The organism is Actinopolyspora lacussalsi subsp. righensis (assembly GCF_900116555.1).
GTDB classification, from domain to species: domain Bacteria; phylum Actinomycetota; class Actinomycetes; order Mycobacteriales; family Pseudonocardiaceae; genus Actinopolyspora; species Actinopolyspora lacussalsi.
The window spans coordinates 29,114-50,315 of the sequence record NZ_FPAT01000005.1 but is presented as its reverse complement, the minus strand read 5'-3'; the positions used below and the strand labels follow the sequence as shown (position 1 = coordinate 50,315).

Below are 21,202 nucleotides of genomic sequence, written 5' to 3'. Positions count from 1 at the left end.
TGATTCTAGTAGGACCGCCCCCGGTGGAGTTCCGCTGTTCCCGCTCGACGGGACCTCCCGTGGGCTCCCGCGTGCCGGGGCGGCAGGACAGCCGGTGATGGAACTCCCCGGCCATGCCCTTTCCCATCTCGATCCCGCGCGGGTTGGTGGTTCGCATCCCCACGTCGTCGATCGGCCGAATAAGGCGGAAACGGGTAGCGTGGCCGTATGGCGTCACTCTCGCTGACCACCGAGCGGTTGTTGATACGCGACTGGAGGGTCGAGGACGCCGATGCGGCTTTCCGTATCTACGGCAATCCCGAAGTCGCGATGTGGCTGGCCCCCATGATGCAGCGCGTCACCGATCCGAGTGCGATGCGCTCGGTGTTGGAGGCGTGGGTGGAGTCCGCCCCCAATCTGGCGCCGCCGACCGGGCGCTGGGCGATGGTGCGCCGCTCGGACAACGTGCTGATCGGTGGGCTCGCGCTACGCCTGCTCCCGCCCTACGAGGAGGACATCGAGATCCGGTGGCAGGTCAGTCAGCACGAGTGGGGGAAGGGCTATGCCACGGAAGGTGCACGGGCGCTGCTCGGGTGGGCGTTCACCCAGGACGTCGACGAGGTCTTCGCGGTCGCGCGTTCCTCCAACGCGCGTGCGGTCTCCACCGCGCGAAAGCTCGGCATGGAGTGGGTCGGTGAGACCACCAAGTACTACGGCCTGCTGTTGCAGGTGTTTCGCGTCCGACGAGCCGACTTCGACGGCCCGGTTCCGCCACGGGAGTGACACCGGCCGCGTTCGGCGCTCCCACGGTCGATCCACGCGTTTTCGCCCGCTTCCGCCGGACTGTTCTCGGTAGTGGTGGGGAATTCGTTCGGGATTCCGCTCGAAAGCGAAAATTCGGTTGTGGTCCGGTTCGAGGAAGAAATGTTTCTGTCTTCCGACACGGATGCCGCCATCCGCAGGTGGAATCGTTCGCCGCTCTACCTTTCGCTCTCGAATCGGATTTTCGTTTTTCGGTTCGCGACGACATCGGAAGGTTCGGTCTCGCGTGGTGCCGCTGCACGGCCGCTTCCGGCGCGGGGCGCGGTTCTCACCGCACGCCCGGGGTTCCGTGACTCCGTGCTCGCCACGACAGGCTGCTGTTGGGCGAGTGCGATGCCGGTCAGGTTCCGCCGGTTCGGCGACGAAAGCACGGCGATTCGGTCGCCGTTTCGGCGTTCGATCGTAATTATCAGACAGGTGACAAGAAGATCGTCCGTCATGCGCACCGGAATGCGTGTTGTTTCTTTCCCGGTGTTTCGTGCGTTCGTTCGTCTTGACACCGCCTGTCCCGCGTGAAAAATTCGCTCCGTTGCGGGATCCGATGCTTCGTGCTTTTCGTTTCGTTCGTTGTCGGTATTCGTGTTTCGCTCCCAGCGTGGGAAGGTGTTATGGAATCTACGGCCGCGGAGTTCGTGCCGCACGACGGGGCGGCGACTCTGACCGGGTACCTGGACCGCTCCGTGGCGGAGCGACCGGATGCCACCGCGATCACCTTCGTCGACTACGAGGCGAGCAAGGACGGTCTCACCACTTCGTTGACGATCTCCGAGCTGCATCGTCGTGTTCACGCGGTGGCGGCCTGGACGGCACACCGCTGTGATCCGGGAGAACGGGTGGCGATCCTCGCTCCGCAGGGAATCGAGTACGTCATCGGTTTCCTGGGAGCCATCCGGGCCGGTGCCATCGCGGTTCCGCTGTTCCAGCCGGACATGCCCGGCCAGGAGGGCAGGCTCGATGCCGTACTCGACGACTGCGAACCGGCGTGCGTGCTGACCACGAAGGACGCGTTCGACCGGGTTCGGGAGGTGATCCGGCAGCGCGGTGCCCGTGCGCCGCGTGAGTGCCTGGCCGTCGACACCCTCCAGGAGGAGTGGTCGTCCGAGTCGCTTCCGCCGACCGCCGCACCGGACGATGTCGCCTACCTGCAGTACACCTCAGGTTCGACGCGGGTGCCCGCAGGCGTACGGATCACGCACGCCAATGTGGTCGCCAACGCGCGACAGGCCCTGTCGGCCTACTTCGGCGAGCGTATCGAGGGCGGGGCCACCGTCAGCTGGCTACCGCTGTTCCACGACATGGGGCTGGTGCTGTCCGTGGCCGCCCCCGTGGTGGGTGGCATAAAGTCCGTGTTGCTGGATCCCGCGGCGTTCCTGCGGCAGCCGGGACGCTGGTTGCGCCAGCTCGCGGCGAACCCGCGCTGCATCACCGCCGCTCCCAACTTCGCCTTCGACTACACCGCGGCCAGGGTGACCGATCGGGAGAAGGCGTGGACGAGACTGGACCGGGTGGTCGCGATGATCAACGGCAGCGAGCCCGTGCTGCCGTCGACCGTGGAGCGGTTCAACCGGGCGTTCGAGTTCTGCGGTCTGCGTCCGGAGACCCACCGTTGTTCGTTCGGGCTGGCGGAGGCGACCGTGTTCGTCGCCACCAGTCCGGCCGGGACCGCTCCCCGGAGTGTTCGGTTCGACCGCGATTCCCTCGGTAGGGGAGCAGCGGTAACGGCGGACGACGATGCCCCGTCGAGCACGCTGGTCTCCTGCGGCAGCCCGCTCGGGCAGCGGGTGGCCATCGTCGATCCCGATTCCCACCGCCCGCTCCCGGAGGCGGCAGTGGGTGAGATCTGGGTGAACGGCCCCAACATCGGACAGGGCTACTGGAACTGGGACGGTGCCGCCTCCGACGAGGTTTTCCGAGCTCGATTGCACGAAGCCGGTGAGCTACCGGAAACCGGCTGGCTGCGCACCGGTGATCTCGGGGTTCGTTACGACGGTGAGCTGTTCGTGACGGGCAGGATCAAGGACCTGATCATTCTGGACGGTCGGAACCACTATCCGCAGGATCTGGAGCAGACCGTGGAACAGCGCTCCGAGGTGCGCAAGCACCACACCGCGGCGTTCTCCGTCAGCGTCGACGACACCGAACGAGTGGTGATAGCCGCCGAGTACTCCCGCTCGCTTCCGCTCGAAGGACGGTTCCCCTCGGACATCGAAACGGCCCTGCGCAAGGACATCGCCAACGCGCACGGCGTGAGCGTGCACGAGCTGCTGCTGCTCGAACCGGACACCGTCCCCCACACGTCCAGCGGCAAGGTCGCGCGCCGCGAGTGCAGGCGGCGTTACCTCGATGGCGAACTGAGCTCGGAGAAGGCCCATGACTGATCGCTCGGAACTGGGCGAGTGGCTCGTGCACCGTATCGCCGAGCGCACCGGGACGCGCCCCGCACGGATCGAAACCGACCGGCCCTTCGACGAGTTCGGACTCTCCTCCCGGGACGTCGTGGCGCTGTCGGGTGATCTGGAAACCCTGCTGGGCAGATCACTACCCGCCACGCTGCTCTGGGAGTTCCCCACGATCGAACGGCTGGCCGAAGCGCTGGCCGGTTCCGGTTCGGCCGGTTCGACCGTTGTCGGAACCGAACCGGCCGAACCGGTCGCGGTGATCGGTCTCGGGTGCCGTTTCCCCGGAGCCGACGGCCCCGAACGGTTCTGGGAGCTGCTGCGCTCGGGAACCGATGCCGTCGGAACCGTTCCCGACCGACGTTGGCAGGACTTCGCCCCCGGGCAGCGGAGCGTGCTGGACGATCTTCCCACCGCCGGCGGATATCTGGACGACGTCGCCGCGTTCGACGCGGGGTTTTTCGAGGTTTCCCCGCGTGAAGCCGAGGTCATGGATCCGCAGCAGCGGTTGTTGCTCGAAGTGAGCTGGGAGGCGCTGGAGAACGCGGGTGTGGTTCCCGAAGGCCTGCGGGGATCGAACACCGGCGTGTTCGTGGGGGCCGCTGCCACTGAGTACGGCCAGCTGACCACCAGGGATCTCGGGGCGATCGACGCGTGGACCGGCACCGGCGGCGCGATGAGCGTGATCGCCAACCGCCTGTCCTATCTGCTGGATCTGCGCGGCCCCAGCCTCGCCGTCGACACCGCTTGCTCGTCCTCGCTGGTGGCGCTGCACCAGGCGTGCGCCAGCCTGCGCACGGGGGAGAGCCGCACCGCCCTGGCCGGCGGGGTGAACCTGCTGTTGTCCCCGGCGATAACCGCCAATTTCCACAGTGCCGGTGCACTGGCCGCCGACGGGCGGTGCAAACCCTTCGACGCCGCCGCCGACGGCATCGTCCGTGGCGAGGGCTGCGGCGTCGTCGTGCTCAAACTGCTGTCCGAGGCCAACCGGGACGGTGACCGGGTGCACGCGGTGATCCGCGGCTCCGCGGTGAACTCCGATGGCCGTTCCAACGGACTCATGGCCCCCAACCCCTCCGCCCAGGAAGGGCTGCTGCGTTCGGCCTGTGCCACCGCCGATCTCGATCCCGGCGTGCTGGACTACGTGGAGGCCCACGGCACGGGAACCCTGCTGGGAGATCCGATCGAGGCGACGGCGCTGGGCGCGGTCTTCGGTGCCGATCGCACGGTGGATCGGCCGCTGCTGCTCGGTTCGGTCAAGGCGAACCTCGGGCACCTGGAGGCGGCCGCGGGCATCGCCGGGATCATCAAGGTGGTGCTGGCCATGCGGCACGGCCGGTTACCTGCCACACCGCACTACCGGACTCCCAACCCCCACATTCCCTTCGAACGCGCACGCCTGGAAGTCGTGGGGCAAGACCGCCCCTGGCCGGAGTACTCCGGCGTCGCACGGGCCGGTGTCTCCGGTTTCGGATTCGGTGGCACCAACGCGCACGTGCTGCTGGAGTCCTGGCCGGACCCGCCCGAGAGCGAGCGGGAAGTCGCCGGACCGCACACGCTGTTCCTGTCCGGAAGCACCGATTCCCACCTGCGGCGGACGGCGGCGCGGTTGGCCGAACGGCTGCGAGACCCCGAACACGCGGACACTCCGGTCACCGATATCGCCCACACCCTGCTGCGGCACCGCAGGCAGCACGTGCGGCGCGGCGCGGTCGTCGGTCAGGACCGTGCTCGGCTCGCGGAGGGATTGGATGCCCTCGCCACCGAGGACACCGCGGCCGGAGTGGTGCGCGGGCACGCCGGATCGGCGGGCGAACCGGTGTGGGTGTTCTCCGGATACGGTTCACAGTGGCCCGGCATGTGCCGTGAACTGCTGCGGGACGAGCCGGCTCTCGCGGAGTCGTTGCGGCGGAACGACACCGAGTTCAGCGCCGTGACCGGGTTCTCGCTGTACGAGGCGCTCACGGCGGGATCCGAACTCGACGGGTTGTACCGAACCCAGCTCGGACTGTTCGGTACCCAGCTCGCGCTGGCGGAACTGTGGAAGTCCCACGGCGCACGACCGGGCGCGATCATCGGGCACTCCATGGGGGAGGTGGCCGCCGCCGTGGCGGCCGGTGCGCTGGACCACGGCACGGGACTGCGGGTCATGGACACCCGCACCCGACTGCTGGCCGAGATGGAAGCCGCCGGCGGTGGGGCCATGGCGGTTCTGGAGGGATCACCCGATGAGGTCGCCGAGCTGGCTGACTGGTTTCCGGGGGCGGTAGTGGCGGTGCACACCTCCTCCCGCCGTTGCACCGTCGCGGGCCCTGCCGACGAGATCGAGCTGCTGGCCGCGCACTTCCGGCGTCGTGACCGCGTGGTGCGGGTGCTCGACGTGACCGGAGCCGGACACACCTCCGCCGTCGATCCGCTGCTGGGCAGGTTGCGGGAAGAACTGGCCGACCTCGCCCCGGCCACCCCGGCGATTCCCGTCTACAGCACCGTCGAGCACGAATCCGGGGTCACACCGACGTTCGACGCCGATTACTGGGCTCGGAACCTGCGTCGCCCGGTGTTGCTGGATCGCGCCGTGCGGGAGGCGGTGACCGGCGGGTTCGACACCTTCGTCGAGATCGCCCCGCATCCGATAGTCACCTCCGGTGTCGAGGAGACGGCGGTCGACGCGGGCGTGCGGGATCCGCTGCTGGTGTTCGCCTCACGACGGGACACCGACGAGACGGCGACGTTCCGCGAGAACCTCGCCCGACTGCACGTCCACGGACGACTGCCCGAACCGCCCGGCCTTCCCACGGGCAACATCGCCGAGCTGCCGTTGCCCGTCTGGGAGCACGAGCGGTACTGGATCTCCGTCGCCGGGGCGAGCTCCGTCGGAGGAGAGCACCGGCTGCTCGGACATCACGTGGAGCTGCCGGACGGGCGACACGCCTGGCAGGGCGAGATCGGGACCGGCTCCCTTCCCTGGTTGGGCGACCACCGGGTGCACGACACCGAGGTCCTGGCCGGTACCGGGTATCTGGAGATGGCGCTGGCCGCCGCCGGCCGAGTGCTGGACCTCCCACCGGACAGTCTGCTGCTCGGCGGGCTCGAACTGCACGACATGCTCGTGCTCGCTCCGGAGCTGACGGTCACCACGGTGGTCACCCCGCACGAGCCCGAGCCGTACGGCACCGCTGGTGTGACCGTCGAGGTGCACAGCCGTTCCGCGAACGGCGGTTGGCACCGACACGCCGTCGCCGAGGTGGTTCGCACGACGCCCGAGGAGCGAGCCGAGCGCGACTCGGCCGGTCGTGACTCCACCGTTGCCGCGGACGGGGGCGAACAGGTGCGGCTGTACCCAGCGCTGCGCGCGGCGGGCCAGGAGTACGGACCGGCCTTCCGACCCGTGCAGCGGGCGCACGCCGGTGACGCGAGCGCGGTGGCCGAGCTGGCGTTGCCCGACGAGGCGGGGAGCCGCCAGGAGTTCCTCGCGCATCCGGTGATCACCGACGGCTGTCTGCAGACTCTCGTCGCGGCCGCGATGGGTACCGACGGCTCCGCGGAAGTCGAGTTGTTCGTTCCGGTCGAGTTGCGCGACGTGCGGCTGTTCCGTCGCGTGCCCTCCCGGGTTCGTTGTCACGCCAGGCTGGTCACGAGTCCCGGAGAGCCGGAGGTGACCGGATCCGTGTTCGTCACCGACGAGCACGAGCGCGCGGTGTTGCGGATCGGCCTGGTCCGCGCGCGCCGCATGGGGGCCACTCCCGTACCGCGTGATCCTGCCGAAGCCGGATTGCGGCTGTGCTGGGAGGAGTCCGACCTGCCGGAGCCCGCCCCCGACGGCGGTGACTGGCTGCTGTTCGGTGCGGCTCCGGAACTGGCCCAGCGGTTGCGGGACCGTGGTCGACGCGTCACCAGCGCTACGCCGGGGCCGGACGACGGGCTGCCGCGGCGCTTCGACGAGGTCGAGCGCTTCCTGGACGAAGCCGTAGCTCCCGCCGGAATGGTCGTTCTCGTCGGGGAGGAGGACACCCTCGAAGCCCACTTCTCGGCGGCTCGGGAGCGGTTGCTCCGGCTAGCGGGGCTGGTGCGGGTCCTGGAGACCCACGACGGTGCTCCCGCGCGGCTGTGGCTGGTCAGCACTGGCTCGGCAAACGCGGAGCTTCGGGCGTTGGTTCGGGTGCTCACCTTCGAACACCCCCGGGTGCGCGTTTCACTCGTCGAGGCGGCCGGGGCGGACGCGGAGTCGTTGGCCGACGAGCTGTGCGCCGACTCCGCCGAGGACGACGTACGTCACGAGCAGGGGCGTCGGCACGTCGCCAGGTTGCACGGGGTCCGGCCGGAGTCCTCGGTCGCCACACCCGCGGTGCGGCCGCAGTCCTATCTGATCACCGGTGGGCTGGGCGGTCTCGGCCACACCTTCGCCCGGTGGCTGGCCGAGCGGGGGGCCGCTCGGGTGGTGCTCAACGGCCGCCGCGATCCCGCTCCGGACATCGAGCGCGACATAGAACGACTCCGTGCGGGTGGAACCGAGGTCGTCGTGGTCACCGGTGACATCGGCGAAGCGGGCACGGCCGAGCGGCTGGTCGCGGCCGCCACCGATGGCGGGCTCGCGCTGTGCGGGGTGCTGCACGCCGCCGGAGCCCTGGACGACGGTCCGTTCACCGAGTCGACCGAGCAGGGGCTGGAACGCGTCTGGCACGCCAAGGTGGAGGGCGGCCTACGACTGCACGAGGCCACCCTCCGCTCCGAACCGGACTGGTGGGTCGCCTTCTCCTCGGCGGCGGCACTGCTCGGCTCACCGGGCCAGGCCGCTTACGCCACCGCCAACGCGGCCCTCGACGACCTCGTGCGGTGGCGCCGTGCACAAGGGCTCGTCGGCACCAGCGTGCAATGGGGAGTGTGGGGCCAGGTTGGGGGCGCGAGCGAGTCGTTCACCGGTGTGCTGCGGCCGTTGTCCACTGCCACCGGCACCGAGGCGTTCGAGATTCTGCTGGGAAGCGAACAGCCGGTCACGGGAGTGGCGTGGCTCGACGGGAACCGGGCCGGTCGGATGTTCCCGGAACTGTCCACGCGCCCGTTCTTCCGGCACGTGGTCGGCGAGGAACCGGGTGCCGCTGTCGGCACCGACTCCGAACAGCTCCGCGCCGTCGCCCCGGAAGAGGCGCTGCGCACGGTGACTTCGACGCTGACGCGGCTGCTGGGGGAGATCATCGGCACGGCCGCGGCCGATGTGGACCCCGACCGACCGTTGACCGGGCTCGGACTCGACTCGCTGATGGCCATGCGAGCTCGCAACGCGGTCGAACGCGAGTTCGGGGTCGGTATAGCCCCCGCCATGCTGCTGCGGGGGTGCAGCGCCGCCGAACTGGCGAACCAGTTGCTCGTCGACCTCGGCGTCGATTCCCCCGGTGCCCAGCGGGTGAACGCCGAACCGACAGCCCCTCGTGCGATCGGTGCGCGCGATGCCACGGAACGCTGGCTGGCGCACCTGTGGCGCGAAGTCCTGGGGCTGGACAGCGTGGGAGTCGACCAGGACTTCTACCGGATCGGTGGTGACGAGCTCCTGGCGGAGAAGGTCACCGCGGCGGTGCGGGAGCGGTTGGGGACCGAGGTCCCGGAACTGTTCGGACAACCCACGATCGAACGGATGGCCGATCTCGTCCGGGACTCCTTCGAGTTGGCGGACGGGCCGGTACGGACGCTCCGCGCCGAGGGGAGGGCCACGCCACTGTTCCTGTTCCATCCCGCCGGTGGTCCCACCAGCGTGTACCAGCCACTGGTCGAACGGCTCGGCGGGGAGCAGCCCTGTTACGGCATGGAACGGTTGGACCAGTACGAGACCGTTCCCGAGAAAGCCACCCGCTACATCGAGCTGCTCCGCGAGATCCAACCCGAGGGGCCCTACCGCCTGGGTGGTTGGTCCTTCGGCGGATGTCTGGCCTTCGAGACGGCGCGTCAACTGGCCGACCGTGGCGAGGAAGTGGAAACGGTGCTGCTCATCGACTCCATCCTGCCGCTGCCCGCTCCGGAGTTCTCGGACGAGGAACTGATAACCCGCCGCTTCCGGCGATTCGTCGGACACATCGAGCACACCTACGGGGTCTCGCTGCCGGTTCCGGTGGACGAGTTGGACGAGTTCGACGAGCGGGAACAGATGGAACGGGTCATGTCGGCGCTCGCGGGCGACGAACTCGGTATCGGCGCCGGTGTGCTGCGGCACCAGTACACATCCTATGTGGACGCCAGAATCGCGGAGCGCTACGAACCGGGTCGTTACGAGGGGCCGGTGGTGCTGTACCGCGCCGCCGCGGCCGAAAGCACCACGACCACCCTCGATCCCCGCTACCTGCGCTCGGACGACTCGCTCGGTTGGGACGACTACGCCGCGGACCTGGAAGTCGTGCGGGTGCCCGGTGACCACCTCTCGATGATCGACCCCCCGCACGTCGACGTCATGACCGACCACCTCCGGCGACTACTCGGCATCGGTGACAGCAGTGAAGCCAGGGAGTGACTCATGGCGGACAACGAACCCAGTGGTACGTCCGAACGCATCGACGATCTCGAACAACGGCGTGTCGAAGCGGTTCCCCGGGCAGACGAGTTAGCGGCGGCCAAGCAGCACCCCAAGGGCAAGTACACCGCACGGGAACGCATCGAGCTACTGGTCGACGAGGACTCCTTCGTCGAGGTCGGTGAGTTCACGCTGCGGCGCCCCACCTCGTTCGACACGGGCGACGACCGCTGCTACGGCGACGGGGTGGTGACCGGTTACGCGACGGTGGACGGCAGGCGAATCTGCCTCTTCTCGCACGACTTCACCACCTACGGCGGAAGCATGGGTGAGGCATTCGGCGAGAAGGTTCTCAAGATCATGGACATGGCCACCAAGGCGGGGTGCCCCGTCGTCGGTATCAACGATTCCGGCGGGGCGCGAATCCAGGAAGGGGTGGTCTCACTCGCCTACTACGCGGAGCTGAGCAGGCGCAACTCGAAGGCATCGGGGGTGGTTCCCCAGATATCGGTGGTCATGGGGCCGTGTGCGGGTGGCGCCGTCTACACGCCCGCGCTGACCGACTTCACCGTGATGGTCGACCGGACCTCGCGCATGTTCGTGACCGGCCCCGACGTCGTACGTTCGGTGACCGGGGAGAACATCTCGGCCGAGGAACTCGGGGGAGCCGAGGTCAACGGCAGCGTGACCGGCAACGCCCACTACGTCGCCTCGGACGAGGTCGACGCGCTCGACTGGGTGCGGACGCTGCTGGCGTTCCTGCCGGCCAACAACATGGCCGTGCCGCCGGAGTATCCGGTGTTGGAGCCCGCCGCTGCCGCGTCCGAGCTCGACACCGTGGTGCCCGACTCACCCAATCAGTCCTACGACATGCGGCGGGTACTGGCGGCGGTGCTCGACGACGGCGAACTGCTGGAGGTGCACGCCTCGTTCGCCCCGAACGTGCTGTGCGGTTTCGGCCGAGTGCGGGGACGAACCGTCGGAGTGGTCGCCAGCCAGCCACTGCGGCAGTCGGGGATAATGGACATCGACGCCTCCGAGAAGGCCGCACGCTTCGTGCGGTTCTGCGACGCGTTCAACATCGCCCTGCTCACGTTCGCCGACGTGCCCGGTTATCTTCCCGGCAGGGAACAGGAACAGCGGGGGATAATCCGACGCGGTGCCAAGCTGCTCTACGCCTACTCGGAGGCCACCGTTCCCAAGGTGACCGTGGTGACCAGGAAGGCCTACGGCGGCGGTTACGCCGTGATGGGGTCCAAACATCTCGGTGCCGACGTCAACCTGGCCTGGCCCACCGCGGAGATCGCGGTCATGGGGGCAGAAGGCGCGGTCGAGCTGCTCTACCGCGCCGAGCTGGCCGAAGCCGAGGCCAACGGCGTCCGCGCCTCGGTCCGCGCGAAGCTGATCGCCGAGTACCGGGCCACCATGACGACCCCGTACGTGGCGGCCGAACGCGGCTACGTCGATTCGGTGATCCGGCCCGCCATGACACGCGCCCGAGTGTCCGACGCGTTGCTGATGCTCGAGGCGAAACGGGAGGAATCCCCACCGAAGAAGCACAGCACCATGCCACTGTGATCCCCTGTCGACAGGCCTCACCGTCCCGGCGATTTCGTGAGAAATTGACGCCCGGGTCGGACCGTCTTCCGGATGGAGCCGTGCTCTCGCGGGGAAAACCCGACGGCGTAGGCGTCCACTCGACGTCGGGTCTTCCGAAGTGAGGGCGGACGGAAGGTTTCCCTGATCGGGGGTCTGTCATTCCGAGCGGGGCCCTCAGTCCGCCAGCCAGTCCGCTGTGTCACCGGAGAGCATGTTCGAGGCCCGCAACACTATCTCCATGTCGAAACGGGACTCCGGATCGTGCAGTGCCTCGCCGAACAACTCTTCCAACTGCCGTAACCGGTAGCGGACGGTCTGCGGGTGTACCCGCAACCGCTGGGCGATCTCGGGGGCACCGCCACGGGTCTGCAGCCAGCTCAGCAGTGTGGCGGCCAACCGAGTCCGCTGTTTCGGACGCAGCCCGTTCAGCGGTGCCAGCCGTTGCCTGGCGAGTTCCCTGATCAGATGTTCGTCCTGCAGCAACAGGATGCTCGACAGGTCCTCATGGCACCGGTTGATGTGCTGGTCCGGCCATACGCCGGAGCGGATCAGTCCCATCATCCTCCGGCACCAGCGCAGCGACTTGCCCGCCTGGTCGAGCGCGACCGGGGAACCCACCACCACCCGCCACCCGGCCAGTTCGGTCTCCCAGTCGATCTCGTCCGGTTCGCCGTGGTCACTGGGGAGCAGCACGTGCGGTTCGACGCACTCCAGGTCGACCAGGGCGTTCCAACGGGACAACGGCGTGCCGGTTCGGGAGTGGGTTTCGTCGTACTGCTCCAGTGCCGCCACGGTCACCTGGCGCGGCACCCGCCACTGCGCGGTAACGGCCGACTCCTCGATGGTGCGCTGCGCCGGTTGTGGTTCCGACACCAGCAGCTCCAGCAACCTCCTGCGCCTGCGAGCCAGCGTACCCGCGGCACGCGCCTGGGCGGCCGCGTAGCCTTCCACCGACAGGGCGGTCAGCTCGTCGATGTGGGCGAAGATCGCCTCGCCGAGCAACAGCGTGGTGCGGGGTGCCAGCCGTATCCGCTCGCCGATACCCGCCACCCGTCGCCAGGCCAGCCTTGCGCCGATCCGGTAGGCGGCCTGCAGGCTGTCCAGGCTGCGGCCCTCCCGCATCTCGGCCTTGCCCAGCGCACGATGCACCTCGGCGCAGCGTCGCAGCGGTGTGCTCGGGTCGGCGATCCGGTCGACGAACCTGGTCAGGGCTTCCTCGATGCCGCGACGTATCGCGTGTACGTAGTGCTGGTCCAGCGGGCGGGCGTACTCGGGGATCTGTCGTTGGATCTCGGTGAGGATCTGGGTCGCCAGACTGGGTATCTCGGGCCGCAACAGGGTCGCGAGGTTGTCGGGGAGCGCTGCCCACAGTCTGGTGGACTCGGTACTGTTGGCCAGTTTCGGCATAACCCTCCCTCGTGCAACGGAGGCGAGGAGAACCGGTTCGCTACTCCGGTTCTTGCTCCGCAGTTCGTGCTACTGATGAGTAATCACTCTAGTGACAGTTTCCCGGGATGCTTAATAGCCCGTTTGGGTGAGCGCGTTGTGCCATTTATTAGTAACACGTGAAAAATGGATATATTTTGCGTTGCGTGCGGTTTTCGCGTGGGCAGGGCGAATATGCATCTGCAATCGCACGAATACGCGTACGGCGATTTTCCCGGGAGCGGGAGTTTACCGGTTCGTACGGTTCGGGGTGTTCGACGGCTCGCGGCGCCAGGACAGGGCGTAGTGCCGGGAAGCCCGTAGTGCCAGGGCAGTGCGGATCCAGCCGCTCGATGTCGGGGCGTGCTGAGCGAGAATTCGCGATGGATTCCGCCGGTCGGAACGGGGAGGCCGAGTCGACGAGCTCGCACTAGACTCGGGCCATGACTGATCATCCGGTTGATATCGCCGACAAGCTCTCCCGGGTTTCCGAGCACTGGGCGCCGAAAGTGGTGGCCCGGCTCAACGACTACGAGATCAAGGTGGTCAAGGTTCAGGGTGAGTTCGTCTGGCACACCCATGAGGACACCGACGAACTGTTCCTGGTCGTCGACGGTGAACTGACCATTCAGCTGCGGGACGGCGACGTTCGGCTGCGCGCCGGGCAGTTGTACGTCGTTCCTCGCGGGGTGGAGCACTGTCCCGTGGCCGAGGGAGAGGTGCACGCGGTGCTCATGGAGCCGCGAGGAGTGGTCAACACCGGTGACGCGACGGACAGTTCGCTTACGGCCTCCTACGACGACTCACTGGCTTGATCGGCGGTTTCTCCGGGTGCGTGAGGAAAGCGATGGGGACGGCCGGTTCTTCAGTGCAACTTGCGGTGCTCGGCCAGCATGGCGACGAACCGCGAGATCCGGCGAGCGCGGGTCTCTGCGCGCTTGGCGTCGGCCACCCGGTGCAGGATCGCGTACCGGTTCTGACTGTCGAGGTTGTCGAAGAACTCCTTGGCCGTCGGGTTGGCCTCCAACTCACGCCGCAGGTCGTCGGGTACCGTGGCCGTGCGCTGCGGCTCGTAGGCGGCCTGCCACCTGCCGTCCTGTTTGGCCTTCTCGATCTCGCGGTGTCCGGGCTCGCGCATCCGCCCCGCTTCGATGAGGCGCTCCGCGTTGTCCCGGTTGATCCGCGACCACTTGCTGCGGGACTTGCGCGGGGTGAAGCGCTGCAACCAGGAGCTGTCGTCGTGGGAGCGTTTCACGGCGTCGATCCATCCGAAGCACAGCGCCTCGTCCAGGGCTTGCGCGTAGGAGACGGAGGTCGTCGCCGCGTTCTTCTTCGCGATGCGCAGCCACACCCCCGACGAGTCGTCGTGATTGTCCGCCAACCAGTCCCGCCACTCCGCACCGGAGGCGAATTCGAGCACCGGTTCGTTCTCGGCCGTCACGCCCCGATCCAATCAGAACCGGTTCCCGCTCTCACTCGCGCTCCAATGCACCCTGCCGTACGGCGGTCAGGAAGCTGTTCCAGTGCGAGCGTTCGAAGACCAGCACGCCATCGTGCGGGTTCTTCGAGTCCCGCGCGGCGACCCCGCCGGCCGGGTAGGCGACCTCGACGCAGGACCCTTGATCCCCACTGTGGCTGCTCCTGAGCCAGCTTGGCTCTCCCGGCACTGCTGCCACTTCCACGCAGTTGCCGCCTTGGTCCGAGCTGCGGCTCGACTTACGCCAATACAATGAATCCACGTCGAATAATTCAGTGCTCGTCATCCGAGAACTCCTTCGCGATGGTTCGGATCATGCTGACCGATTCGTCCGGCGGTAGAGCGAGGGCACAGAGGTGTTCGAAAGCCACGGTGTGACTTTCGATCGCATGAGCTTCCTCGAGGTAGAGCGCACCCGAACGGTATTCCAGGAAAACCATGCCGGGGTCGTGCTCCCAGGGGAAGCCCAACATGGTGAAGGGGCCTGTCATGCCTGGATGCGCTCCAGTGGAGAAAGGAACCACCTGGATGGTGATCTTGGGGTCATGGGTGGCGTTCGCGAGGCGTTCGAGCTGGAATCGCATGGTCTCCCGGCTGCCTACGAGGCGTCGCAGGACGGCTTCGTCCAGTACTGCCCACAGACGTGGCGGGCTCTTGCGGTCGAAGATCGACTGGCGAGACATCCGAAACCGGGCCGAGGTTTCCAGCTCGTGTTCACTGCGCTCCATCGTACTGCGGCGTAGCAGTGCATTCGCGTAATCGCTGGTTTGCAACAGTCCGGGCACGAGCTGGGCCTCGTAGGTTCGTATCCGGGAAGCGCCCTGTTCGAGCCCGACGAACAAGGAGAACCAGTCGGGCAACGTCTCCGAGCCATAGCTTTCCCACCAACCTTTCCGGCGGGAGTTGCGGGCAGCTTCGAGGTAGGTCGGCCAGCGTTCCTCCGGAACTCCGTAGAACGGAAGCAGGACCTCTTCCAGGTCCCGGAGCACGACGGGGCGTTCGGCGGTCTCGATGTAGGAAACCTTCGCTTTGGTGCACGTCGGAAGCTTTCAGGTCAGGAGGTAGCCATGAGCGACAACGAGATTCTCGCGGCGGAGCACGCACCGGCCGAGCCACTGGGAGACGAAGCCGAGTTAGCCGCGCTGGTGGAGAGCTTCGTTCGCGAGCAGGCGCCGCGCGTGTTCGCGCTGGTCGAGGAGACAGGGGAGCGCGGCGACGCCGAGATCTTCGCGTGGGGCCTCGCCCTGGCAGAACATGCCGAAGTGTTCGGTGCGGCGGGGCGGATGCGGGGAAGTTTCGGCTCCGCCGAGAGCGCGTGCGAGGTGTTCGGGATGGTTCGCGAGCTCCGGCTGGTCTGGTTGCCGGAAACTTGAGCCGATGTTGCTTCGCCGGGCGAACGCGTCGTCGCCGCGGATTCGTGCTCGACGACGCGTTCACCGGTAGCTGCTCAGGGGAGGTTCAGGACATGCGGGGGCAACCTTTCGGGAAAATCACTGTTCGGTCCACAGTGACCCTGGCCGCGCGGTTGTCCGTCCCCTCGCTCGGAGGGCGGTTGGTACTCAGTCGTGCGGCTCGACGATCGGCGTGTTCTGCGCGGCGGCCAGCCACCACCGCCCGTCCCGTTCGACCAGGGTGTACAGCGCCATCTCGGAGAACCCGGTCTCGTCGAGCGCCCGGCGGCGAATGTGAGCGATCGCCACGCCGGGAGCCGGAGCGGTGACCCGCACGACCTCGAACCGCGAGGGTGGCGCCGCCTCCGCCGCCATGAGCACGCGATGCGTGTCGAGCAGCTCCTCGACGTCGTCCAGCGTCTCCCCGTAGGGACTTCCCCACAGCACGTCCGCCGCGAAGTCGTGGTCGTAGAGCTCGGCGTCATAGGTGTCCAGTCCCCGCTGCAGCTGTGCGGTGAAACGCTCCACCGCTTCCTTCGCGGCATCCTGGGAAGCCGGGTCGCTCAACCTCGGCCGTACCTTCGTGGTCATGCGCTGCTCCTTCGAACGGAATCGAACCGAGAATAGGACTTCGATCGAACTGGAAGTCAATCTCGGAAAGCGTGCTCGTCTTCCGCTCGGACGACTCGGTCAGCGGCGGACTAGTAGCCCGATGTTCTGGCCGAGCAGCAGGATCGTGTCGAAGCCGCCGACATCGTCCGGCAGGGCGTCGGCACGACCCACCATCGCGGCTGTGCCTCGCTCGCGTGCCACGTCCACGGCGCCGGGCGAGGAGTCGATCCCCAGCACGTCGAAGCCGTCGCGGGTCAGCGGAACGGCGTGCCTGCCCGCCCCGCAACCGAGGTCGAGCACCCTGCCGGTGATCCCCGATGCGGCACGCTGATCGATCGCGGGCCAGTCGGCCCGATCGGCGAAGTAGGGAGCGAGGTCGTTCACGCCGATCAGACCGTCGTCGCGCTCGACGATCTCGAAGGACCTCCGGCCCTCGTGGTGCTGCCGAAGAGCAATGCCGAACGCGTCACCGAGCCCGGATCCCCCATCCGTGTCCCGCATGACCACGCAGCCTCCCAGACACCGTCCTCCGACGCGATCGGATCTCCGGGCGGGCTGCGCCGGGTGCACCCGCTTTGTCCCGGGCTCGTGCGGCGGTTTCTTCCACCAGCCGGTGGTGGGGGACCCGGAGGAACGGGGATCGGGCGGTGGGATGCTCCGGAAAGCGGAGCTCGCCGCGAACACCTGCCAGGCGGAGGAGGGGCACCACGATGGGCGATCGCGACGCGGAGGTACTCGACGACCCCGTCGGCGAGTCGTTGCGCGGGCACCACGCGCACCTGGCTCGCCTGGTCGGCCGGGCGGCCACCTACACGCCGGAGGTCGCCACCTTCTGCGCGCTGCCCGCCGAGCCGGACGAGGACTCGTGGTCGGAGCTGGCGGAGCTGCTCGGTCGTGGCGAGCTGGCCGACATGTTCAGCTGCCCGGCGACCCCGCCGTCGGACTGGGAGCCGGTCTTCTCCCTGGAAGGTCTCCAGATGATCCGTCCCGCCGACAGTCACCCCGGTCACAACCCACTCGAGCACGACGCCTGCGAGCACGGTCCGGCCGTGGTCGAGCTGGGTGTCGAAGACGTTCCGGAGATGCTCGACCTCACCGCGCGGACCGCCCCGGGTCCGTTCCGGCCCCGCACGCACGAACTCGGCACCTATCTGGGCATCCGCGAGAGCGGCACGCTGGTCGCTATGGCGGGCGAGCGGCTCCGCCCAACGGGCTGGTCCGAGATCAGTGCCGTCTGCACCGCTCCCGAAGCGCGCGGTCGAGGTCACGCCGCCCGGCTGGTGCTCGCGATGATCGAACGTATCGAGTCCCGGGGCGAGCGTCCGTTCCTGCACGTGGTCGCTGCCAACACCGATGCCCGCGCGCTCTACGAACGGCTCGGTTTCGTGGTCCGCAAAGCGGTTACCTTTCGCGGATTCCGGACGCCGTGATAATTTCCCGAAACGAAGAAATATTCCCGACCGGTCGCATTGCGTCAGGCTGGCGGAGAAAGAGCGGGGGGGGCGTAAGCACTTCAGGTCGTCAGGTCAAGCAAAAGGGTGGTTGTTTTGTCCGAAAATATTCCTCGTGTCACTTGGGTTGAGCGGATGTTCGATCGTCTTTCAGGGGAAGACAAGGATTTGATATCATCAATTGATTACAGTGATGCCTTGTCGAGGTTTCCTGGTGTGAGTCCGATTGTGTTCGAGGGTCTTCGTGGTGTCCATTCGACGAGAAATCGTTTGCGTAATTGGGAGATCTTGATGGAAGTTATGGAGAGTGATTGGTCGCCCTATGACTGGTATATGGTATTCGAATACCATAACGATCTCGACATCAGGAGCGGAATTCAGGAACTTATTGATCGTGTTGGGGTGAATTTGTCCGGCGCCTTGGAGAGTATCGTCGATCCTGTCGATCGAAGGTTTTGCAGGGTTACCGTACACGACGGAGGTGCCGAACTTAAAAGACAAGGGATTCGTTTCCGTGGGGATTATTGGTGGTATTTTCGTTGCCCGCGGGTTATTCCTTGGTCGGACTAAGTCATGGTTTCTGGTTGAATTTTTGATATTTTATCCGTTCGGGAAGCGTGGGGATTGAAGCTGTGGATGAGTGGCGGATCCACTGGCTTGCGTAGTTGTCACCTGGAGTCTGATGGGGATGTGTGGAGCGAAGAACATCCCTGAAAGGTGGTTTGCGGATCGTGGTGCTGACTTCCTCATTCGGCAGACTTGCTGTGTGAGCCAAGCGGAGGCACGTGCCTTTCTCTCTTGCCGGAAGTCGTACTAGCCCCTCGAAGCCGTATCGGAAAATTTCCGGTGAAAGGAAGATCATTCGAACCGTAGCCGAACTCGGTTTTCCCGGACCCGGTAGGATCGTAAAAGCGGGTCCTGTGCCCGGATTCGGAGCCGTCGCTGGGTTGTCGAGCTACAAGCTGTAATTGTGCTTGCGAACGTACATGTCCTGATCGGCCTCGTTCTTCAGGTCGCGGTAGGAGGTCGACGGATCGCGGGTGGTGGACATGCCGACGCTGGCCGTGACTCGGATGTGTCCACTCGTTGTGGCGGTCGCGGTATTGAGTCGGTACTCGACCCTGTTACGCAGCTCGACAGCCTCCGCCTGGTTGTCCAGATAGGCGAGGACGACGAACTCGTCCCCTCCGATGCGGGCCACTGTATCGCCGGAGCGTACGGCGTTCGACAGTTCGTGCGCCACGGCTCGCAGGATCTCGTCGCCCGCGTCGTGGCCGTATTGATCGTTGACCTCTTTGAACCCGTTGAGGTCGACCAGCAGTACGACCAGTACGCCGTCGGATTTCGACAGCGTGCGTACTTCCTGCTGGAATCGGTCGCCGAGCAGGGAACGGTTGGCTACGTCCGTCAGCGGATCGTGCAGCGCCATGCGGGTCAGCTCTGCCAGGCGTTCCTCGTCGACCTGCGTATCGTCGCCGATCGGCTCGTACTGGCCGATGACATAGACCGGCTGGTCGTCGAGTCCTCGAACAAGACCCAGCCTGCCCAGGACCCACAAGGTATGGCCGTCCCGGTGTCGCAGGCGAATCTCGACTGTCCCCGAGTCGGTGCTTCCGTTACGGAACTCGGCGTTCAGGGCATCGACCTGTGCCTGGTCCGCGTCGTAGATCAGACCGGTGCACAGTTGACCGATTAGTTCTTGCCTGCCCAGACCGACCAGTTCGCAGAACTTGCCGTTGGCCTCGGTGAGACGTCCCTCCAGATCCATCGATGTCACCCCGACCGGCGCGTTGACCAGCGTCTGCTGCCACAGTCGTTCCGACTCCCGGCGCGCGGTGATGTCGTGAAACTGGGATACGATCATCTCGGGGGAACCGTCCGCCGTCCTGATCAGCGAGCTGTTGATGAGGACGAGGACGGCGCGGCCGTCGGAACGCAGTAGCCGCTTCTCCGAGGTGAAGCAGTCGATCTCCTCCCGTACGAGGCTGTTGATCGTCTCTCGTTCCAACGCGTAGTCGCCCGGGTACGTGACTTCCGCGGGTGACAGCCGCAGCAGCGTCTCCCGGTCGTAGCCGAGGAGATCGCACAGGGCGGGGTTGACGTCCAGGTGGCATCCCGACAGGTCGACGAGCGCGATCGGGCCCGCTGCCTGATTCCACAGGGCTTCCCACAGCACGTGTTCCCTCGCTCGCCACGCTCTGGCCTCCACGGCATCCACGCTAACCGCCGGGGGCCGGATTCACCGCTCGTCTCTCCGCTGGTAGCTGTCGCACTCTACGCTCCGCGCGGGCCCGGTGGGAAAGGTCGACGAGCATGTCCTCGGCTCTGTCGAGCAGCGAGCACGGCCTCGGCTATCGAGATAGAATGAATTCGTGAGTATGCCGGACCACCCGTTGGAATCGATCTACAACGCGCGGACCGAACTCGAAAACGCGGCACAAAGCCAGCGCCATACCCGTCTCGACGAGATGGATTGGACCGCTTACGGTTCGGCTCTGGTGGGAACGCTGGGTGCGATGGCCGCGTTCGCGGGTGAGTTGGTTTCCCAGATCGACGAGGACGATCGCGAACGCCTCTACCGTCATGCACTTCAGGATCACCCGCACGAAGCGCTCGATCGGGCCGTCGAACATCTCAGCAATCTGCGGCAGGTGCTGAATCAAGCCTCCGAGCAGGCCCAGGGCTACTGGGCGGAGGTGCAGCATATCCAGGAGACGACCGCACTGCCTTCCGACGAAACCGGTGAATCCCGGTAATTCGGAGGTTGTGCCGGTCCGTTCCGGGTACTCCGATCCTGTCGCGTTCGAAATCACGGTGAATTGTTCGAGCACGACGAGCTCCCTGCTGTGCGATGCGCTCGTATCGTCGTACCGAATCGAGACCAACACGGGGAAGGGACCACGAAGAGCCCCGCTCACCCAGGGCGACGTGCCGGGTGAGCGGGGCTGAGTTCTGGTCGGGACGGCGGGATTCGAACCCACGACCCCCTGACCCCCAGTCAGGTGCGCTACCAAGCTGCGCCACGTCCCGCTCTTCTGTTGAACTGTGATCAGCTTACACCACCTCCCATACCCCCGGAGCACGGGGGTGGCGGTCATGTTCACCCGCCGGTGGCGAGCGAGCCGCGGCAGGCGAGCTATCGTCGAGACGATGGGGAAGCACCGGCCCAACCCTCCGCAGTGGGTCTGGTACACGTTCGGCGGCAAGCTACCCGCTCACCTGGCCGAATGGGTACTGCACGACGTGACCTGCCGTACCTGGGTGCTCCGTCATCTCCTCCGCGCCCTGACGCAGCTCGCCCCGTTCTGCGTGGTGGTGCTGCTGTTGCCGGGTCCGCTCTACATCCGGTTGTCCTCGGTCGTCCTGGGCCTGCTGGTGGGATTGTTCTACTCGATCAGCGCCATGGGCGAGAGCTGTGAACACCGCGTGATCAAACACGGCTATACCCCGGGGATCGGACGTGAGACCCGCGCGATGTACCGCGAGGTCCGCAGGGCGACCCGGGACGAGGCGCGCAGGCGTGGACGACCCGAATGAGTCCACCCGAACGAACC

Annotated in this window: 17 protein-coding genes and 1 tRNA gene; 10 read left to right on the top strand and 8 right to left on the bottom strand. The window is 66.6% G+C overall.

Annotation, left to right across the window (positions count from 1 at the left end; genetic code table 11):
• Positions 1 to 207: 207 nt before the first annotated feature.
• The 4 genes from BM394_RS10645 (at position 208) to BM394_RS10625 (ending at position 11,271) form a co-directional block, all read left to right on the top strand.
• Positions 208 to 762: a GNAT family N-acetyltransferase gene (locus BM394_RS10645; protein WP_092977325.1), complete on the top strand. Its 555-nt coding sequence runs from the start codon at positions 208 to 210 to the stop codon at positions 760 to 762.
• A 647-nt stretch (positions 763 to 1,409) separates the two neighbouring features.
• Positions 1,410 to 3,179 carry a fatty acyl-AMP ligase gene (locus BM394_RS10635; RefSeq protein WP_092977321.1) on the top strand — a complete coding sequence of 590 codons (1,770 nt, stop codon included), beginning with the start codon at positions 1,410 to 1,412 and terminating at the stop codon, positions 3,177 to 3,179.
• Positions 3,172 to 9,693 carry a type I polyketide synthase gene (locus tag BM394_RS10630; RefSeq protein ID WP_092977319.1) on the top strand — a complete coding sequence of 2,174 codons (6,522 nt, stop codon included), beginning with the start codon at positions 3,172 to 3,174 and terminating at the stop codon, positions 9,691 to 9,693. The genes BM394_RS10635 and BM394_RS10630 overlap by 8 nt, the downstream gene beginning before the upstream one ends.
• Positions 9,694 to 9,696: 3 nt before the next feature.
• Positions 9,697 to 11,271, top strand: a complete 1,575-nt coding sequence (locus BM394_RS10625; protein ID WP_092977317.1) for an acyl-CoA carboxylase subunit beta — start codon at positions 9,697 to 9,699, stop codon at positions 11,269 to 11,271.
• A gap of 195 nt (positions 11,272 to 11,466) precedes the next feature.
• On the opposite strand, the gene BM394_RS10620 is transcribed toward BM394_RS10625, so the two are convergent.
• A complete protein-coding gene (locus tag BM394_RS10620) occupies positions 11,467 to 12,699 on the bottom strand; it encodes a PucR-like N-terminal domain-containing protein (protein ID WP_092977315.1) in 1,233 nt (410 codons plus the stop codon).
• A gap of 461 nt (positions 12,700 to 13,160) precedes the next feature.
• Between BM394_RS10620 and BM394_RS10615 the strand changes: the two genes are divergently transcribed.
• Complete coding sequence (locus BM394_RS10615; RefSeq protein WP_092977313.1) at positions 13,161 to 13,532, top strand: cupin domain-containing protein; 372 nt, start codon at positions 13,161 to 13,163, stop codon at positions 13,530 to 13,532.
• A gap of 50 nt (positions 13,533 to 13,582) precedes the next feature.
• Here the strand turns inward: BM394_RS10615 and BM394_RS10610 are convergent, their stop codons facing one another.
• Genes BM394_RS10610 through BM394_RS10600 form a run of 3 tightly spaced genes read right to left on the bottom strand, consistent with a single transcriptional unit; the run spans position 13,583 to position 15,183 of the window.
• Positions 13,583 to 14,158: a YdeI/OmpD-associated family protein gene (locus BM394_RS10610; RefSeq protein WP_245780101.1), complete on the bottom strand. Its 576-nt coding sequence runs from the start codon at positions 14,156 to 14,158 to the stop codon at positions 13,583 to 13,585.
• 31 nt (positions 14,159 to 14,189) lie between these two features.
• Positions 14,190 to 14,480, bottom strand: a complete 291-nt coding sequence (locus BM394_RS10605; protein ID WP_092977309.1) for a DUF397 domain-containing protein — start codon at positions 14,478 to 14,480, stop codon at positions 14,190 to 14,192.
• Complete coding sequence (locus BM394_RS10600) at positions 14,467 to 15,183, bottom strand: DUF5753 domain-containing protein (protein ID WP_217643448.1); 717 nt, start codon at positions 15,181 to 15,183, stop codon at positions 14,467 to 14,469. The genes BM394_RS10605 and BM394_RS10600 overlap by 14 nt, the downstream gene beginning before the upstream one ends.
• A 78-nt stretch (positions 15,184 to 15,261) precedes the next feature.
• On the opposite strand from BM394_RS10600, the gene BM394_RS10595 reads away from it, so the two are divergent.
• A complete protein-coding gene (locus tag BM394_RS10595; RefSeq protein ID WP_092977307.1) occupies positions 15,262 to 15,567 on the top strand; it encodes a hypothetical protein in 306 nt (101 codons plus the stop codon).
• A 186-nt stretch (positions 15,568 to 15,753) separates the two neighbouring features.
• On the opposite strand, the gene BM394_RS10590 is transcribed toward BM394_RS10595, so the two are convergent.
• Positions 15,754 to 16,176: a nuclear transport factor 2 family protein gene (locus tag BM394_RS10590; RefSeq protein ID WP_092977779.1), complete on the bottom strand. Its 423-nt coding sequence runs from the start codon at positions 16,174 to 16,176 to the stop codon at positions 15,754 to 15,756.
• A gap of 99 nt (positions 16,177 to 16,275) precedes the next feature.
• Positions 16,276 to 16,698, bottom strand: a complete 423-nt coding sequence (locus BM394_RS10585) for a class I SAM-dependent methyltransferase (RefSeq protein WP_092977305.1) — start codon at positions 16,696 to 16,698, stop codon at positions 16,276 to 16,278.
• A gap of 209 nt (positions 16,699 to 16,907) precedes the next feature.
• On the opposite strand from BM394_RS10585, the gene BM394_RS10580 reads away from it, so the two are divergent.
• Both BM394_RS10580 and BM394_RS22390 read left to right on the top strand, forming a co-directional pair.
• Positions 16,908 to 17,627: a GNAT family N-acetyltransferase gene (locus BM394_RS10580; protein WP_092977303.1), complete on the top strand. Its 720-nt coding sequence runs from the start codon at positions 16,908 to 16,910 to the stop codon at positions 17,625 to 17,627.
• 117 nt (positions 17,628 to 17,744) lie between these two features.
• Positions 17,745 to 18,218 carry a hypothetical protein gene (locus BM394_RS22390; protein ID WP_139235196.1) on the top strand — a complete coding sequence of 158 codons (474 nt, stop codon included), beginning with the start codon at positions 17,745 to 17,747 and terminating at the stop codon, positions 18,216 to 18,218.
• A gap of 385 nt (positions 18,219 to 18,603) precedes the next feature.
• Here the strand turns inward: BM394_RS22390 and BM394_RS10575 are convergent, their stop codons facing one another.
• A complete protein-coding gene (locus tag BM394_RS10575) occupies positions 18,604 to 19,857 on the bottom strand; it encodes a sensor domain-containing diguanylate cyclase (protein WP_175530054.1) in 1,254 nt (417 codons plus the stop codon).
• 169 nt (positions 19,858 to 20,026) lie between these two features.
• Between BM394_RS10575 and BM394_RS10570 the strand changes: the two genes are divergently transcribed.
• A complete protein-coding gene (locus BM394_RS10570) occupies positions 20,027 to 20,404 on the top strand; it encodes a hypothetical protein (protein ID WP_092977301.1) in 378 nt (125 codons plus the stop codon).
• Positions 20,405 to 20,601: 197 nt separating this feature from the next.
• On the opposite strand, the gene BM394_RS10560 is transcribed toward BM394_RS10570, so the two are convergent.
• Positions 20,602 to 20,678: transfer RNA gene (locus tag BM394_RS10560), tRNA-Pro, on the bottom strand.
• Between the two features lie 120 nt (positions 20,679 to 20,798).
• Here BM394_RS10560 and BM394_RS10555 point away from each other — a divergent pair.
• Positions 20,799 to 21,185 carry a DUF5313 family protein gene (locus BM394_RS10555; RefSeq protein WP_092977775.1) on the top strand — a complete coding sequence of 129 codons (387 nt, stop codon included), beginning with the start codon at positions 20,799 to 20,801 and terminating at the stop codon, positions 21,183 to 21,185.
• Positions 21,186 to 21,202 lie beyond the last annotated feature (17 nt).

Bases quoted from the DNA above. Each gene is read 5' to 3' on its own strand.
- BM394_RS10585 (WP_092977305.1), bottom strand. From the start codon at position 16,698: ATGCGGGACACGGATGGGGGATCCGGGCTCGGTGACGCGTTCGGCATT.
- BM394_RS10645 (WP_092977325.1), top strand. From the start codon at position 208: ATGGCGTCACTCTCGCTGACCACCGAGCGGTTGTTGATACGCGACTGG.
- BM394_RS10595 (WP_092977307.1), top strand. From the start codon at position 15,262: ATGAGCGACAACGAGATTCTCGCGGCGGAGCACGCACCGGCCGAGCCA.
- BM394_RS10580 (WP_092977303.1), top strand. From the start codon at position 16,908: ATGGGCGATCGCGACGCGGAGGTACTCGACGACCCCGTCGGCGAGTCG.
- BM394_RS10625 (WP_092977317.1), top strand. From the start codon at position 9,697: ATGGCGGACAACGAACCCAGTGGTACGTCCGAACGCATCGACGATCTC.
- BM394_RS10555 (WP_092977775.1), top strand. From the start codon at position 20,799: ATGGGGAAGCACCGGCCCAACCCTCCGCAGTGGGTCTGGTACACGTTC.
- BM394_RS10635 (WP_092977321.1), top strand. From the start codon at position 1,410: ATGGAATCTACGGCCGCGGAGTTCGTGCCGCACGACGGGGCGGCGACT.
- BM394_RS10630 (WP_092977319.1), top strand. From the start codon at position 3,172: ATGACTGATCGCTCGGAACTGGGCGAGTGGCTCGTGCACCGTATCGCC.
- BM394_RS10615 (WP_092977313.1), top strand. From the start codon at position 13,161: ATGACTGATCATCCGGTTGATATCGCCGACAAGCTCTCCCGGGTTTCC.
- BM394_RS10590 (WP_092977779.1), bottom strand. From the start codon at position 16,176: ATGACCACGAAGGTACGGCCGAGGTTGAGCGACCCGGCTTCCCAGGAT.
- BM394_RS10570 (WP_092977301.1), top strand. From the start codon at position 20,027: ATGCCGGACCACCCGTTGGAATCGATCTACAACGCGCGGACCGAACTC.
- BM394_RS10605 (WP_092977309.1), bottom strand. From the start codon at position 14,480: ATGACGAGCACTGAATTATTCGACGTGGATTCATTGTATTGGCGTAAG.
- BM394_RS10620 (WP_092977315.1), bottom strand. From the start codon at position 12,699: ATGCCGAAACTGGCCAACAGTACCGAGTCCACCAGACTGTGGGCAGCG.